The organism is Sphaerochaeta sp. (assembly GCF_050178175.1).
Classification (GTDB): domain Bacteria; phylum Spirochaetota; class Spirochaetia; order Sphaerochaetales; family Sphaerochaetaceae; genus Sphaerochaeta.
On the sequence record NZ_JBFXGH010000052.1, the window covers coordinates 1 to 14,985 of the forward strand.

Here is a 14,985-nt window from a genome sequence, read left to right on the forward strand (position 1 = left end):
GGATCAATAATCCAAACGATGCCAATGAGCTTGGCATCGGAATGGTGCATCAGCACTTCCAACTTGTACAGAATTTTACCGTTACCGAAAATATCATTCTCGGAAAAGAGGGAGGCTTCATCCTTGATCGCAGAACTGCATCCAAGAAGATCAAGGACCTCTCAGAAAAATATGGATTGAACATAGATCCAAACATGGTCATCGAGGATATCACTGTCGGGATGCAGCAACGCGTAGAGATCCTGAAAATGCTCTATCGAAATGCTGAGATACTGATTTTTGATGAACCGACGGCAGTGCTTACCCCTCAGGAGATTGAAGACCTCATGGATATCATGCGAAGCTTGGTTGCCGAGGGGAAATCAGTTATCCTGATCACCCATAAACTGAATGAGATCAAGGCTGTTGCCGACCGATGTACGATTATCCGCCGGGGGAAACTCATCGGGGTGGTGAATGTACAGGAAACCACAACAGCCAAAATGGCATCAATGATGGTGGGAAGGCCTGTTAGTTTCAAAGTTGACAAGAAACCTGCCCAGGTGGGTCGGGTAATCCTGGATATTCATGATCTGAAGGTCATGAGCAGTAAGAAGATACTTGGGGTCAAGGATTTTTCCCTTTCTGTGAAAGCCGGTGAAATTGTCGGTATTGCCGGTGTTGACGGCAATGGTCAGACCGAGCTTATTGAGGCGATAACCGGATTGAGGGCGGTTGAAAGTGGTTCGATCATTCTTGACGGAAATGACATCACCAATGCTGATATTCGCAGGCGCAATGAGATCGGCCTTGGGCATATTCCAGAGGATAGGCAGAAACGTGGGCTGGTGATGAGTTCTTCGGTGTTCAATAATGTTGCCATCAAGGAGTACTACCACAGTCCTTTCAGCAAGAAAGGTATTCTTGAAGCTGATTACTTGCGGGAGTATGCCCAAAAAGTGGTTGTGCAGTTTGATGTCCGCAGTGGTGAAGGCATTTACTCCCTTGCAGGGAAGCTCTCTGGAGGCAATCAGCAAAAATTGATAGTCGGCCGTGAAGTTGTTGCCGATCCCGAGCTGCTGATAGCGGTCCAACCGACTCGTGGCCTGGACGTTGGTGCAATCGAATATATTCACTCCCAACTGGTAGCACACCGAGACAAGGGCCATGCAGTACTGCTGGTTTCCTTTGAGTTGGATGAAATCTTCAACCTTTCTGATAGGATTGCTGTCATGAATAGTGGAGAGTTGATTGATATCGTGAAGACCTCAGAGACGAATGAGGATGAGGTCGGTTTGATGATGGCCGGCGTTAAGCGGAAGGAAGGTGAACAATGAGATCATTGAAAAAACGAGAACTGCAAAGCAATGCCTTCCTCGTAGCAGTCAGCGCAGTGGTCCTGGGCCTCATCGCCGGTGCCATTCTCATGGCTTCAATCGGAAGCAATCCCTTTACCGGATTTTGGTACTTGTTCCGCGGAAGTCTGATGAATATCGAGAGAATTGGAAACACCTTGGCAACAGCAACTACCTTGATGCTGGTAGGTCTTTCTGTTGCTTTTGCTTTCAAGACAGGATTATTCAACATTGGGGCAAGTGGACAGATGTTGGTCGGGGGTCTGTGTGCAACCATTGTTGCCCATAAGGTGTTCCTTCCCCGTCCACTCTTCCTGGCTGTATTGATCGGAGCGGCCTTGGCTGGGGGAGCACTCTGGGGAGTTATTCCCGGATTCCTCAAAGCCAAGTTCAACGTGCATGAAGTTGTTGCAACCATTATGATGAACTGGATCGCCTACTGGTCGGTCTATTACTTTGTTCCTGCCTATCTCAAGGGCCCCTCCTTGGAGACAGAGAGCGCCAGTATTGCAGTTTCCCAATCCCTCAGAACCGACTGGTTGACCAACCTATTCAACGGATCGTACATGAACCTTGGGTTTTTCATTGCAATCATTGCAGTGATTCTGATCAAGTTCATCCTGGACAAGACAACACTGGGGTTCAGTCTGAAAGCGGTTGGTGCCAACCGTTTCTGTGCTGAGTATGCAGGGATAAAGGTGAACCAAAATGTGGTCATCTCCATGATGATCGCAGGTGGTCTGGCAGGTCTGGCGGGACTTTCCTTCTACACAGGGTATTCAAGAAATATGCAGATTGGAGTCATGCCTTCCCAAGGTTTTGATGGAATAGCAGTCGCGCTTTTGGGAGCAAGCAATCCACTGGGAGTCTTTTTCAGTGCACTGTTCTTTGGAATCTTGCAATCTGGGAAAGGGTTCATGAATGCCATGACCAGCGTCCCACCCGAGATTGCCGATACCATCATTGCCGTAATCATCTACTTCACGGCAACCAGCGTATTGTTCAAGCGTTTCTGGGATGCTGTATTTAAAAGACGAAACAACAGGGTCAATCCCCAAGAGGAACCTGTGGTAACGACACCGGAGAGGGAGGACAAGTAATATGTGGGATACCTTGGTAAGTATTTTTCCGTATGCAATCGCCTATACGATTCCCATGTTGATGACCTCCCTCGGGGGTTTGTACAGCGAACGAAGTGGTGTCACCAATCTTGGGCTGGAAGGCTTGATGTTGGTTGGATACTTTGCGAGTGCCATCACGATCAAGATGAGTGAAGCAACCTTGGGCGTCAATGCACTCCCCCTTGGACTGCTTGTCGGTGTTGCCGCTGGTGCAATCTTCAGTCTTCTCCATGCGTTTGCCTCGATCAACCTGAAGGCTGACCAAGTAATCAGTGGAACAGCAATCAATATGTTGGCAGCAGCCCTCACGGTATATCTTGCCAGAACCATCAGTGGGAGCGGAAACGTCCGTATCATGATGGGTATCGTTCGTGAGAATGTCCCGTTCCTTTCCAAGATACCGATCATCGGACCACTCTTCTTCAGCCAGTCCTACTGGACCACATGGGTCTGTCTGGTCATCTGGGGACTTTCGTGGATCCTGTTGTACAAGACCAGCTTTGGCCTTCGTCTCCGTGCTTGTGGAGAGCACCCCTCGGCAGTTGCCTCAGCTGGAATCAATGTACATAAGATGCGCTACTTCGGTGTTGTCATGAGTGGTGCTCTTGCAGGATTGGGAGGGTCGGTCATCTTGATAACCTACTCAGGTGAATTCAATGGTACGGTTGCCGGTCTCGGCTTTCTCTCTATTGCTGCCTTGATCTTTGGACAGTGGAAACCATTGGGTATTCTTGGAGCAACATTCTTTTTTGGAATTGCAACAACAATTGCCAATGTCAGCCAGGTCATTCCTTCCTTGCAGGTGATTCCTCCTGTCTTCTTCAAGATTTTCCCGTATGTAGCCACCTTGTTGGCTTTGGTGCTATTCTCGAAAAATTCCGCTGCTCCGAAGGCAAGTGGAGAACCGTTCTGATAGTCTCAGGAGGACTGTATGGATACTTTAATGGATAAAATGCAGGAAGCTGCAATGTATATCACCTCTCGTATCGGGGAAGAACCCGTTTCGATTGGCATGGTATTGGGGAGTGGGCTTGGGGGATTGGCTGATGAGCTGGAGGATGCTGTTGCCATCTCCTATAAGGATATTCCCCATTTTCCAGTCTCTACCGTGTATGGTCATAAAGGTCGCTTGGTGGCTGGTACGCTGGAAGGTAAGCGCGTGTTATGCATGCAGGGCCGTTTTCACTACTATGAAGGGTATGGTATGGACCAGGTGGTATTCCCCATCCAGGTGATGCATGCCCTCGGTATTGAACAACTCTTGGTGACCAATGCCGCCGGTGGAGTGAATGAGTCCTACAAGCCGGGTGATTTGATGCTGATCAGTGACCACATCAAATTGATTGCCGACAGTCCTATGCGTGGACCCAACTATGAGAGTCTTGGGGAACGATTCTTTGATATGACCAATGCCTATGACAAGCAGTTGTGTGCCGTGGCAAGGGAGGAAGCGAAAAAACAAGCTATTTCCTTGCAGGAAGGGGTCTATATGTTCTTTGCCGGGCCATCGTATGAGACTCCTGCAGAGATCCGTGCAGCAAGGACGCTCGGGGCTGATGCAGTGGGAATGTCCACGGTACCTGAAGCAATTGCCGCAAGCCATATGCGTATGAAGGTGCTGGGGATCAGTTGCATCACCAATATGGCATCAGGAATCCTGGACCAGCCGCTGAGTCATACCGAGGTCATGGAGACAGGAGACCAGGTGAAGGAAGCCTTTACTTCCTTGGTTCGCAGTGTAACAAAGGTCTGGCCTGTATGAAGATCCGGACACTGATAGAGCAATTGGGTCTGGAACCTCTGCCAGGGGAGGGTGGATTCTTCAAGCGGGTTCATTCTTTCAGGGAGGAAGACCGTTTGCTTGGCAGTGTCATCTACTATCTGGTCACCGAAGAAAGTTACTCCTCGCTCCACTATCTCTCCACTGATGAGGTATGGTTTTTTCTCGAGGGTGATCCCTTGGAGCAGCTGGTACTCAACAGTGATGGTAGTCATGAACTACGTCTGTTGGGACCTGCTAGCAAGGGACACCCGCCTCTGTCCATAATACAGGGAGGGTGTTGGCAGGGGACGAAACCCCAAGGAAGCCAAGGTTGGGCTTTATGTGCCACGACCATGTGTCCTTCCTATGACCAGAGTATTTACAAGCAAGGTACTGCAGAACTGGAGGGTGAATATCCACAGTGCCCTGATATAAGAAGATTCTTAGCGAAGGAGGAGTGATGCGCAGTATTCTAGTAAGCGGGGGAACCAGTACCTTGGGCAGGGCAATCTGTGAACGATTTGTCAAAGCAGGGGAGCGGGTATACTGCGGTTATGCATCAAGCAGGAAAACCGCCTATGAATTGGCAGCTTCCTGTGGCTCCTCCTTGATCCCTCTCCATCTCGATATCCAGGATGCAGGAAGTATTGCTTCATCACTTAAGGAACTGGAAGGTCTGGATGTCTTGGTGAACAACAGCGGGGTGTTTTCTGTTTTCAACCCAACTGAGTTGTTGGAATCGGAGTGGAAGCGTATCTTTGACATCAATGTAACAGGTCTATTCAGGCTGACCCAGCAGTGTATCCCGTTACTCAGGGAACGAAAGGGAAGTATTGTCAATATTGCAAGTATCAATGCACTTCATCCTGGGTTTGGTGGTACGAGCCATTATGATGCATCAAAAGGGGCGGTAGTTGCGTACACGAAAAGTTTGGCAAAGGAACTGGGGCCTTCCATCCGTGTAAATGCGGTAGCTCCAGGGTTGTTGAAGGCCCCTTATCTTGATGATGCAAATCCATTGAAACAACACTATGAAGAGCGCTCCTTGCTCCACTCACTGGTAGATCCAGGAGAGGTGGCGAAGGTGGTGCAATTATTGTCTGACTGCAGTGCGATGACCGGTGAGCTGGTCGGCGTTGACTGCGGGTATCTCATGGGGTGAGTATGAAAATACTGTGTATTTCAGATGAGACAGACCCATTGGTATACTCCAAGAATATTTCCAGCCGATATGCAGATGTCGATATTGTGATCTCCTCAGGCGATCTCCCTCTCAAATATTATGAGTTCATCATCTCGAGCCTGAACAAGCCCCTTTTCTTTGTGTTTGGGAACCATAATCTCGAGTATCTGCATCAATTTGTTGAACAGTCACCCCTGCTCTCCCAGTATGGGTACAACAAGGATGGAAAGGTGCAAACCTTGCCTCCTTTTGGTGGTGGGGATTTTGCAGACGGTAAGGTGTTGTATGACAAGAAGCATAATCTGATCATTGCCGGTCTTGGTGGTTCCATGCGTTACAACAAGGGAGCACACCAATACTCTGAACGGGAGATGTTTTTCAGGATGCTGAGAATGGTACCGAAACTGTTGTTCAATCGTTTGTTCAGGGGAAGGTGGGTTGATATCCTGATCACCCATGCAGCTCCTCTCGGCCTTGGCGATGATACCGATCGTTGTCACCAAGGATTTTCCACTTTTTTGACTTTCATGCAATGGTTCAAGCCTAGGTACTTGCTTCATGGCCACATTCATCTGCATGATATGAATGCCAACCGATATCATGTGTACAAACAGACCAAGGTCATCAATATTTTTCAGAACTACATACTGGATGACCCTTCACTAGGAAAGGGGAGAGAAGATGGTAAAAATGGGCGCTGATCTGAGTTCCCAGACAAATGAGGACTTTGAAAAAGCTCGTTCCAGGGGAAGGATGCAATCTTTGCTCAGCAGTCTGGCATGGAAAAATTCAGATCTCTTGAGTTTCTATGCTGTTACCGAGCTGTTGAAACCCAAGAATGAGACGTATCTGGGAATGAGAACCATTCCTGTGAACCAGATAATTGGCAGCGAAGGAAGGTACCAAGACTTTTCCATGGCTTTTTATCCGAAGAAGGAACTGCTCAGAGCCCGATGGAGAAGTATCGACCGGGCAACAAAGGAGTATGTAATCCTTCCTCCCATCTCTGTCTATAAACTTGGAAACTGGTACTTTGTACGGGATGGGAACCATCGTGTCTCGGTGGCAAAGACCCAAGGTGTTGAATTCATTGATGCAGAGGTTGTTGAATTGGACAGCCAGATTCCCTTGGAAGCTGGACTGACCATGAAGGGCTTGCGCAAACGGGTGGTTGATTATGAGAGAGAACGGTTTCTCTCCCAGTACAATACAACCTCTCTGCCGATGGATGAGATTCTCTTCACCTCCCCAGGCTCCTACCCGGAGATGGTTAATCATATCCTGGTTCATAAATACTATCTCAATGAAGGAAAGGAAGAGGAAATCAGCTTTGAAGAAGGAGCTAAATCCTGGTATGAGAATGTCTACCGTCCTATTGTCGAGGAAGTGCGACGAGCAAGATTGCTTGCATCATTTCCCGGGAATACTGAAGCTGACCTCTATATGTGGATTGTACGTCACTGGGATAATCTCAAACATATGAGTGGTAGCCAGGAGGTAAGCATAGAGAGTGCAACCCACGACTATAAGACCCGCTATGGACGGGGCTGGTTAGTACGTTGGGTTAATTGGGTTCGATACTTCTTTTCCAAGGACTAAAGAGGAGAGGGAAGCTGAAAAGCTTCCCTCCAATCAACTTTTCTTATTCTTGTATATAGGCGCTGAGTGTATCAGCGTACACTTCCATCTCCTTGCCAAGACGATCGCTTGGGCGGATGGCACCCTCTTTTCCTGCAAGGTGGACGATTCCAGAAACTGGCTGGTCACAGAAATCCAGTTCTTCATGCACCCCAAACGGGATATGGAGCATTCCCATTGACTGTGCCCAATAGATCATGGATGTAAGGGTATGTGCACCTTCACAGGTTGAGTTTGAGCAACTGGTGAAGCAGGCAAAGAACTTTGTTTCCAGGCTCTTGTCCTTGCTTAGGGAGAGCGTAGTATCCAGGAAGGTCTTCATTTCTGCTGAAATGTTCCCAAATCTTGTAGGACTGCCCAGAATGATCATATCACTCTTGAGCAGTGTCGATGTGCTGACAATAGGAAGAGCGAGAATATCTTCGTAGTAGTCGTTGGTAGTCTCTTGTGTGTTCGCCCAGATGTGCAGATCAGGGTCATCAACCCGGTAGAGGCGTGCATCGACATTTCGTTCAGCCATGAGTTCCTTCAGATAGGACCCGATAATATAGCAATTGCCACTTACGCTATGGATAATGATGGAACAACGCTTCATGTGTAGACCTCACTTGTTTTGTTCTTACCCTAACTATACTACACAAAGCCCTGATTGTGGGAAAAATGCTTCAACACCAGGCAGTGTAGAGGCCGTTGCGCTCATCAACAAAGACGTTTGCTCCATACACATCTGAGAGCAATTCCTCCTTCAGGATATCTTTCTTTTCTCCATCTGCAATAATTTTCCCATCCTTCATGACCACGATTCTTCTGATTGCAGGGATGATCTCGCTCAGCTCATGAGTTGCCAGGATAATGGTTTTACCTGCCTGATCGAGGGCTTCCAGGGTCTTCCTGTATTGATGACGGCTGGGAAAGTCCAGGTTTGAGACGGCCTCATCAAGTAGCATCACCTGGGGGTCGTGTACGCTTGCACGACAGAGGAGAATCCTTCTTGCCTCCCCGCTGGAGAGCCGATTCATCTGTTTGTCCTTCAGATGCCATACGCCATAGCGACGCATAACAGTTTCCACGACTTCAATCTGTTCTTGGGTAATCTGGTGGTGAAAATCAAGTCCGATGGAGCTGAAAAACCCCGATATGGCTATTTCCCAAGCCCGATACGTGGAGTTGCACAAATACTGGATTGTTTGGCTTACAATGCCCATATGCTGGCGTAGTTGCAGGACCTGCCATCGCTCTCTTCCAAAGAGGATTCGCCTTGTCTGTTCACTGTACAGCGGATGGATCTCTTCACTGATAACCTGGACCAAGGTGCTTTTCCCTGCACCGTTTGGTCCTATGATGGCCACATGTTCGTTATTGAAAACAGAGAATGAGACATCATCCAGAATTGCAGTGCCCTGCCGTCGTACCGTGGCATGTTCGAGGCGTATGATCTCTTCCATAAAAAATCCTCCACGGCGACTATAGCACAGTGGAGGTGTTTTGCCAAAGACGAGGATACCTATGCGTAGGATGCGATTGCATCTTCATCAGGATAGTGGTCCATGACCTTCTTCTCCAGGGTGGTCAGCGTTACCAGTACCAAAGCCACAGCCAGATCTGTCTGCCCATTCTGGAGAGCTTCACAAAGATATGTGTAATCCTTTGAGCGCTTTTCCATCTGTGAAGGGGTGAATTTGATCGAGGTCATGGCAGTGTCGAGCATGGGTGAGAGATTGCTGTAGATAGTGGAGAGAATCTGGTTCCCGTTTGCGTAGACAAGGGTACGATGAAACTCTGCTTCAGCACTGTTGTAGTTCTTTAACGCCTGTGCATCCTTGCGGAGTATCAAGGGAACTGCTGCTTCCATCTTGTGGCTTGCACTCCACAGCTGTGCCAAATACTCCTCCCTGTTTTCCAGACGTGTGAACTCTCTCGCTGCACTGGTGGCAACGGTAATCCTGACCTGCATCAGGTTGCGCATCAGCTTTGCATGACTGATCTTGCTGTTGACGATAGATGTGGATATTGACTCCACGTATTGGTTGAGACTGTTGCTTTTTACCTGGGCTCTCCGCCCCTGCATAATAACCACCAAGCCCTTTGCTTCAAGAAGTTTCAGAGCCTCCCTGATTGGTCGGCTTGAAGTGTTGAACTTCTGGGCAAGCATCTGTTGGGAAGGGAGGAACGAGCCACTTTTGATTCGTTTATCAAGAATCATCTCTTCCAAGGCGGCAGCAACTCTAGCTGTCTTTGTCTGGGCAATATACTCCATTTCAGCTTCCTTATCCATGTTGTAAGTATGAAAGATGTCATACGTACTAAGTTTTATCTTGAGTTTACTATATAGTAATTTGTAATTGTTTGCAATACCTATATATCAATTATTTAATAGATGACATTAGTTGTATTTATTTATTTTTATTTCCTGTTAGATTATAAACATAAGACATAAGATAGAAAAGGTTATTACGTACCTTTGACATACATATGCAAGAAGGTCCTCCCAAAGAAGGACCTTCTAAAAGAAGAAATTGCGTGAAATTACTCTTCGATCACCTTGAAATGGTACAACCCTTCCAACACCCCTGCGGCCGAATTCTTTGTGGCAAAAAACACACGTTTTGATTTTCTGACAGTGTTCAATGATTCCTCGTGGTTTGCCACTATGATCGATCTGAGAGGATTGGAGAACATATCGCGATCATTCCCGGAGTCTCCGGCTGTAAGGACCCTGTTGGCTTCAATTCCCCACTTCCATGCCAGGTAGTGGATGGCATCCCCCTTGCTTGCTCGGTAGGGAAGGATATCTAGGTAGATATCATGACTGAGCACAAGGTGTTGCTTGCTCTTTGCCTCTGCAAGGGCCGTTCTGATTCGCTCCATCAAGCTGGGGATCTCACTTCCTTTCTTGATAGTGTAGCTGATCTTGTATCTTCTTTGCGTTCCCTCCTCTTCCTGGATCTCAAGTTCAGGGAATGTGGAGAGAACTTCCCTGATTACCTCAGGTTTCCATCTTCTGCGGATGTAGTGTGACCAACCTTTGTCCGGGATATCCTTCGAGCCGTAGTGGATCTCGCTGCCTACTGCGGTGATCAAGATATCCGGTGTAGGGAATGAGTAGCTCTTGAGGATCTCTTGTGCTGACTCGAAACTTCTCCCGGTGGCAATGGCAAATCCAATGCGGTCATGATGTGCATTGAGGACTTTTGCCAGTTCATCGGCTGCAGCTTTGTCTCCGGTCAGCGTATTGTCGATATCGCAGACCAGAAGGTGTTCAATCGATCCCATCCTGGTTGCAAGGGCGGGTTGTTTCTTCTTGTTCTCAAGAATTGACTTGAGGTGGCTGAGGTAGGTATCGGCATGTGCTTTCCAGTTGTATACCTGCCGGATGCGCTGTACGCCGTTCTCTGAGAGCTTCTGCCACTGCTCAGTGTCAGTTAGCAGGGTATAGAGAGTCTCCTCTATTGCCTTCCTGTTGGAGATGTCGACCAGGATACCGCTTTCGCAGTTCTCATAGATGTCTCTCACTCCACCCTTGTCTGTCCCGACATAGGGAAGTCCTACCGCCGAGGCTTCAATGAAGGTAAGTCCAAAATTCTCAAGAGCGGCGGTGCTTACAAAAATTCCCCGTTTCATGGCAGCCAGCCGATAGAGTTCCGGTACATCCCGCTGAGGATTATGGTGTTTGGGAATCGCCATCTTTCCATAGAGGTCATAACGGTCCATGAGCAACAACATATCTGTGAGGACCTGTTTCTCTCCTTCCTCCATCTTGGTGATGTCATCTCTGATGCCGGCAACAATGACCAGGTTTGCAATCGCCTGCAGCTCTTTGCTCTTGCCGTAGACTTCAATCAACAGGTCAATGTTCTTTCGTGCCTCAGGCCTGCAAAGAGCAAGGATGAAGGGTTTGTCCATATTGGTGAGGAAGCGTTGTAGTTCCTTTACCATCGAGTATTGGGCAAGCTTCATCTCCTCAGTGATGGATGGGTCCTGGATCTCATAATGGTAATATGGGAAGAATGTATCCAGATCGAGACCTGGGGGGATGACCTCCATCTTGGAGAGATCTTGTGATTCATAGGGCTTATAGAGCACATTCTTCTCATAATTGGTGCTCGTGATGACCAGGGAGGCGTGTCGTATTGTCCGCTCTTCCTGCTCAATCCGGGTGTGGATGTGGTAGTACTGGTTGAGCTTTTCCTCACTCACTCCTTGGCTTTTGAGATACTCAAGTTTATTGCGTCCCATTGAGTGCCCGGTAAAGACCAGCGGTATCTGGAAGTAGGCAGCCAATTCCGTTGCTACATAGCCGGCATCGGCATAGTGGGCGTGGATGATGTCCGGGGTTCTCTTTTGTGTACGGAAAAAGGAGATCAGGTTGTCTACATACTCATCCAGATATGGCCATAGAAGTTCTTTTCGAAGGTATTTTGTCCCTCCGCATGTCAGCCGGACAATACGCGCATGTTCACCTATCTGCTCAATGCTCTTGCGGTAATCCTCATCGGTTCTGGAGTCCTTGATCAGACGGGTGAACAGGTCCACCTCTACATCCTCCCTTGAAGAGAGTTCCTTGACAAGGTCGACAACATACCGGGTTTGCCCTCCAGTGTCGGCATCTCTTCCCATTTCAATATTATTGCTGCGAACAAGTCCATGTACGTTAATTAATGCTATATACATATGCACCTCTGAGTAATTTTTTCATATATTGATGATATGTGTCAAATTACAAAACAAACAAGGTTTTAACTACAAAAAAACTGCCGTTCTGCTGGGTTGCAAAAACGACAGTTTCCCATAAGTCCCAAGGCCTCTACAGGTCCAACGTCTCAAACTTATCCTTGATGTTGGTAAGGTTCACCAAGGTCAAGGCAACGGCTAGGTCAGTCTGACCATTCTCAAGAGCATCCACCAGGTAGCGATACTCATTCACTTTCTTTCGTTGTTCACTGTAGGTCTCCGGAAGCCTGTCCAGGGCGGAGTAGAGTTGGGGAGCCAGGTTCTCATAAATGCTGCTGAGAATGATGTTGTCGTTCGACTTGATCAGGGCAGCATGGAAATCGAATTCAGTGGATTTGAACTGTTTCAGCAACTCTGGGTCATTTCCTCCCTCCAGACTCGGTAAGAGATGCTCCATGCGGGTGCATGCTCTGTCGAGTGAGCGTACGATGAGCATACGATTAGGATCCCGGCTGAGCTCCCTGGTTGCTGAAACCTCAATGGTGGTTCTGACCTGCATCAGGTCAGTGAGGAGTTTTTTGTCAGGGGTATGCTTGTTCATCATGGAGGCAGATAATGACTCCACAAATTGGTCGAGGCTATTGCTCTGCACTACTGCCTTCTTGCCTTGGCGTACTTTTATCAAGCCTTTTGCTTCAAGATTCTTGAAGGCTTCGCGTACACTTCTGCTTGAAGCATTGAATTGGGTGGCCAGCTCATACTGGCTTGGCAGGTTTTCTCCTGCTTGGTACTTCTTCGAGAGAATCTCTTCCTCAAGCTTGTTGGCGATTGTTGTAGATTTCGTCTCTGGTCCTGACATTGGATTGCCGTTCATACTCTTGCTTCCTTGTTGCAAACATTTTGTGATGCACATTTTTAAGGATACTTCGTGCAATGCACGAAGGCTTCTATAAATATATACGCTATTATTGTGCGAAAAGCAATGGTATATGTTATAAGTTTGTCAAAGGGGTGAAACTAATCAATTCCATCTTAAATCTTTGCAATTCAGCAATATGGTATTGAATTATGATGATTGTGTACAAAAACCATATAAGTATTAACTCGCGAACTTCTACCATTCTGACATAGGAAATACGATGGGAGAAGTTAGAAAAAAAAATATCTGCAATAATCTGAATTTGGAAAAATTTGTTTATCATGTCATAAGTAAAATACATTATATTTATATGTGATAAAATAAAATATATAAAATAATATTTCGATACTCTGTACAAATTGCAATGAATTACTCTATCTATTGACATACGTTTTTTTCTTGCTGTATAGTTACGACGTAGATACTGAATAGAAGGGAGAATTGGTTGTATGAAATGGATATGTGTACTGTTGGTATTGCTGTCCCTTCCTTTGGCTCTCTTTGCAGAGGGGACTGGCCAGCCTGCGTGCGTTACCATCTCCATTACTACAACTGTCCCGGAACTGTTGACTCATGGTTTTCTCACAGGTGGCGATAGTACTGACATTATTCCCGCCCTTACCGTATCCGATGCATTCAATGAGGATGGTGCTACCATTTATTATGCAATCCAGACCAATATCGCCAGACCATTTGAAGTCTATGCAACGGTGACTCCCTTTGAGCTGAAGAATGCCAGTACCTCTGCCCAGGTTGCTATCCAGAAGATATTGGTAGGTGAGCAGGAGATCACCCCTGTCAGTGGGGGAGCGTATGAACTCATCCAATTCACCCCAGGATCGCAGGGGATGGGGTTGACTTCCTACATCCTGACCATCGTTGCAGACCAGAGCCAGATAGAAAACGCCCCATCGGGCCAGTATGAGGCAACGGTTGCAATCGGCATCAGATCAGATACGTAACTGTTGGTCTTTTAAAGAGCATGGTTGCCCAATTGGGCAGGTATTGTATTCCTTGTAGAAGTTGCTTAAAACAAAGATATGACAGATGTATAGTATAAATCAATTATATACAATGCTTCTGGTCACCATGCTATTGGTGTATAGTTATAAAGAACAAAAAAGAATACAACTTACGTTATAAGTTTAAAAATATATAACTCAATATATAATAAGTAAATAAATTCCTTAATAAAAATAATTACTAAAATATTATAAAAAATAATCTTCTAATATTGACATAAGTCTTACTCAGTAGTAGGCTATTTGTACAAAGGATAGAGGAAAAATCATCCGAAGGAGATTTTGCATATGAATAAAAAGGCTATTGCACTTGCACTGGTGTTGATTATTGCAATGGGTGGGGCTTTTGCTGCTCCTCTAGTAGTTTCTACGGGAACAGTCACAGATGTTACTGCCACCTTGAAAGCGGTCATTGGGGGATTTTTCTACCATGGTTTTGTAAATCCGGTAGATTTTAGTGAGTTCAATGCAACCCTAGAAATTACGGATGCATTTGCTGTCGATCCGGTATTTACGTATGGCTATGAGACGAATACGTCAACCGCTTTTGGTATCTATATGGAGGTTTCAGACTTTATCCATGACACCGAAACAGGCGTAGCCATCAAGATTGCAGACGTGGAAATTGGAGGAGCTACACCAGATCCAGATACTAATGGCGTTTATACGCTTCTTACTTCTGCTGTATCTGGCCAATCCGAGAACGTTCAAGTAAAAATCATTCCTTTAAAAGCATCAGGTACTGATCATTTAGGCAATACGATCAGCAGTCAATTGGAATATGTGAATAATAATGCAACTCCTGGTGGATATACCTCAACAGTTACTGTTTCAGTAGCTACCGTCTAATTTATCCAACTGGTTCACATGAACAAGGCTGTGCAGTAACCTGCACAGCTTTTTCGTTTGCCCAGCATGGGCAATAACTAGGTGGTGAAAGTCCACTGTGGGAGCGGTACTGCCAAGGGCAGAACCACTAGCTCAAGGCAAGTGCAAGCATGTGAGTGCTTGTGTGAAGGAAGCCGGCGGCAAAGTCCCGAGCCAACGAACAGAAACTGGATACAAGGCCGGTTGACAGGATGAGTCTGCGAAATGTGACGAAGTCCAACCGCAAGGTCAACAGGTAAATCCAGTGGCCGCATGGGATGAAAGTTATTGCCATTAACTGGGGAGGTCTGCGTCCTGTCCCCCAGCCTGCAATACCGGTGATGACGGGGACAAGGCACATGGAGTGTCAAAGCAACATGTGCTGCTCGGCCGCAGAAGTCAGCAGAGGCCATAGTAGCGGCATCGGAATGTCGTGAAGGGCCGAACGATTGAACGCTCTTGGGAGCG

The 14,985-nt window shown here is 47.0% G+C and carries 15 protein-coding genes; 10 read left to right on the forward strand and 5 right to left on the reverse strand.

The annotated features are described in order from the left end of the window. From AB7S66_RS07270 to AB7S66_RS07305, 8 genes are all read left to right on the forward strand, one after another. Window positions 1–1,316: ABC transporter ATP-binding protein (locus AB7S66_RS07270; RefSeq protein WP_428518787.1), on the forward strand; the 1,316-nt coding region annotated here is incomplete at its 5' end. Then, a complete protein-coding gene (locus AB7S66_RS07275) occupies window positions 1,313–2,434 on the forward strand; it encodes an ABC transporter permease (RefSeq protein WP_428518788.1) in 1,122 nt (373 codons plus the stop codon). The genes AB7S66_RS07270 and AB7S66_RS07275, both read left to right, overlap by 4 nt. A gap of 1 nt (window position 2,435) precedes the next feature. After that, window positions 2,436–3,368, forward strand: a complete 933-nt coding sequence (locus AB7S66_RS07280; protein ID WP_428518789.1) for an ABC transporter permease — start codon at window positions 2,436–2,438, stop codon at window positions 3,366–3,368. Between the two features lie 18 nt (window positions 3,369–3,386). Then, the gene (locus AB7S66_RS07285; protein ID WP_428518790.1) at window positions 3,387–4,217 is read left to right on the forward strand and encodes a purine-nucleoside phosphorylase; all 831 of its coding nucleotides are present in this window, start codon (window positions 3,387–3,389) and stop codon (window positions 4,215–4,217) included. Beyond that, window positions 4,214–4,678, forward strand: coding sequence for a cupin domain-containing protein (locus AB7S66_RS07290; protein ID WP_428518791.1), 465 nt, complete (start codon window positions 4,214–4,216; stop codon window positions 4,676–4,678). The genes AB7S66_RS07285 and AB7S66_RS07290 overlap by 4 nt, the downstream gene beginning before the upstream one ends. Continuing rightward, window positions 4,678–5,379 (forward strand): SDR family NAD(P)-dependent oxidoreductase, encoded by a 702-nt coding sequence (locus tag AB7S66_RS07295; protein WP_428518792.1) that lies wholly within the window; start codon window positions 4,678–4,680, stop codon window positions 5,377–5,379. The genes AB7S66_RS07290 and AB7S66_RS07295 overlap by 1 nt, the downstream gene beginning before the upstream one ends. A gap of 2 nt (window positions 5,380–5,381) precedes the next feature. Continuing rightward, window positions 5,382–6,101 carry a metallophosphoesterase gene (locus tag AB7S66_RS07300; RefSeq protein WP_428518793.1) on the forward strand — a complete coding sequence of 240 codons (720 nt, stop codon included), beginning with the start codon at window positions 5,382–5,384 and terminating at the stop codon, window positions 6,099–6,101. After that, window positions 6,082–6,999, forward strand: coding sequence for a transcriptional regulator (locus AB7S66_RS07305; RefSeq protein ID WP_428518794.1), 918 nt, complete (start codon window positions 6,082–6,084; stop codon window positions 6,997–6,999). The genes AB7S66_RS07300 and AB7S66_RS07305 overlap by 20 nt, the downstream gene beginning before the upstream one ends. A 43-nt stretch (window positions 7,000–7,042) precedes the next feature. Here the strand turns inward: AB7S66_RS07305 and AB7S66_RS07310 are convergent, their stop codons facing one another. The 5 genes from AB7S66_RS07310 to AB7S66_RS07330 form a co-directional block, all read right to left on the reverse strand. Continuing rightward, the gene (locus AB7S66_RS07310; RefSeq protein WP_428518795.1) at window positions 7,043–7,633 is read right to left on the reverse strand and encodes a flavodoxin family protein; all 591 of its coding nucleotides are present in this window, start codon (window positions 7,631–7,633) and stop codon (window positions 7,043–7,045) included. 70 nt (window positions 7,634–7,703) lie between these two features. Then, window positions 7,704–8,483, reverse strand: a complete 780-nt coding sequence (locus AB7S66_RS07315) for an ABC transporter ATP-binding protein (protein WP_428518796.1) — start codon at window positions 8,481–8,483, stop codon at window positions 7,704–7,706. A gap of 59 nt (window positions 8,484–8,542) precedes the next feature. Then, window positions 8,543–9,313: a FadR/GntR family transcriptional regulator gene (locus AB7S66_RS07320; RefSeq protein ID WP_428518797.1), complete on the reverse strand. Its 771-nt coding sequence runs from the start codon at window positions 9,311–9,313 to the stop codon at window positions 8,543–8,545. Window positions 9,314–9,564: 251 nt separating this feature from the next. Then, complete coding sequence (locus AB7S66_RS07325) at window positions 9,565–11,709, reverse strand: HAD-IIB family hydrolase (protein WP_428518798.1); 2,145 nt, start codon at window positions 11,707–11,709, stop codon at window positions 9,565–9,567. A gap of 133 nt (window positions 11,710–11,842) precedes the next feature. Next, window positions 11,843–12,583, reverse strand: coding sequence for a FadR/GntR family transcriptional regulator (locus tag AB7S66_RS07330; RefSeq protein WP_428518799.1), 741 nt, complete (start codon window positions 12,581–12,583; stop codon window positions 11,843–11,845). Between the two features lie 494 nt (window positions 12,584–13,077). On the opposite strand from AB7S66_RS07330, the gene AB7S66_RS07335 reads away from it, so the two are divergent. Then, entirely contained in the window at window positions 13,078–13,590 is a 513-nt protein-coding gene (locus AB7S66_RS07335; RefSeq protein ID WP_428518800.1) for a hypothetical protein, read from the forward strand. Between the two features lie 348 nt (window positions 13,591–13,938). Next, window positions 13,939–14,499: a hypothetical protein gene (locus tag AB7S66_RS07340; RefSeq protein ID WP_428518801.1), complete on the forward strand. Its 561-nt coding sequence runs from the start codon at window positions 13,939–13,941 to the stop codon at window positions 14,497–14,499. Window positions 14,500–14,985 lie beyond the last annotated feature (486 nt).

Excerpts from the sequence above, each read along its gene's own strand:
- AB7S66_RS07275 (WP_428518788.1), top strand. The coding sequence starts at position 1,313 with ATGAGATCATTGAAAAAACGAGAACTGCAAAGCAATGCCTTCCTCGTA.
- AB7S66_RS07280 (WP_428518789.1), top strand. The coding sequence starts at position 2,436 with ATGTGGGATACCTTGGTAAGTATTTTTCCGTATGCAATCGCCTATACG.
- AB7S66_RS07285 (WP_428518790.1), top strand. The coding sequence starts at position 3,387 with ATGGATACTTTAATGGATAAAATGCAGGAAGCTGCAATGTATATCACC.
- AB7S66_RS07290 (WP_428518791.1), top strand. The coding sequence starts at position 4,214 with ATGAAGATCCGGACACTGATAGAGCAATTGGGTCTGGAACCTCTGCCA.
- AB7S66_RS07295 (WP_428518792.1), top strand. The coding sequence starts at position 4,678 with ATGCGCAGTATTCTAGTAAGCGGGGGAACCAGTACCTTGGGCAGGGCA.
- AB7S66_RS07300 (WP_428518793.1), top strand. The coding sequence starts at position 5,382 with ATGAAAATACTGTGTATTTCAGATGAGACAGACCCATTGGTATACTCC.
- AB7S66_RS07305 (WP_428518794.1), top strand. The coding sequence starts at position 6,082 with ATGGTAAAAATGGGCGCTGATCTGAGTTCCCAGACAAATGAGGACTTT.
- AB7S66_RS07310 (WP_428518795.1), bottom strand. The coding sequence starts at position 7,633 with ATGAAGCGTTGTTCCATCATTATCCATAGCGTAAGTGGCAATTGCTAT.
- AB7S66_RS07315 (WP_428518796.1), bottom strand. The coding sequence starts at position 8,483 with ATGGAAGAGATCATACGCCTCGAACATGCCACGGTACGACGGCAGGGC.
- AB7S66_RS07320 (WP_428518797.1), bottom strand. The coding sequence starts at position 9,313 with ATGGATAAGGAAGCTGAAATGGAGTATATTGCCCAGACAAAGACAGCT.
- AB7S66_RS07325 (WP_428518798.1), bottom strand. The coding sequence starts at position 11,709 with ATGTATATAGCATTAATTAACGTACATGGACTTGTTCGCAGCAATAAT.
- AB7S66_RS07330 (WP_428518799.1), bottom strand. The coding sequence starts at position 12,583 with ATGAACGGCAATCCAATGTCAGGACCAGAGACGAAATCTACAACAATC.
- AB7S66_RS07335 (WP_428518800.1), top strand. The coding sequence starts at position 13,078 with ATGAAATGGATATGTGTACTGTTGGTATTGCTGTCCCTTCCTTTGGCT.
- AB7S66_RS07340 (WP_428518801.1), top strand. The coding sequence starts at position 13,939 with ATGAATAAAAAGGCTATTGCACTTGCACTGGTGTTGATTATTGCAATG.